Genomic DNA, 205 nt, shown 5'->3' on the forward strand with positions numbered 1-205 from the left:
GCGCTAGCTGAAGCAGCCATGCTTGCTTCAGGCCAGACACGACGCAAGAAGATTCTCATTTCAGGAACCGTTCATCCTGAATCAAGAGAAGTTGTGAAGACATATGCGAAAGGGCAACGGGTGGAAGTGGTCGAAATTCCTTATAAAGACGGTGTGACGGACTTAGCTGCTTTAAGGGAATTGGCGAATGATGACATTGCAGGAG

General features: G+C 48.3%; 1 pseudogene. It reads left to right on the forward strand.

The annotated features are described in order from the left end of the window. Positions 1-205, forward strand: a pseudogene (locus FNL14_RS23155) (hypothetical protein); the annotation flags it as partial.

The sequence above is a fragment of the Pseudarthrobacter sp. B4EP4b genome (genome assembly GCF_006680095.1).
GTDB lineage: Bacteria > Actinomycetota > Actinomycetes > Actinomycetales > Micrococcaceae > Arthrobacter.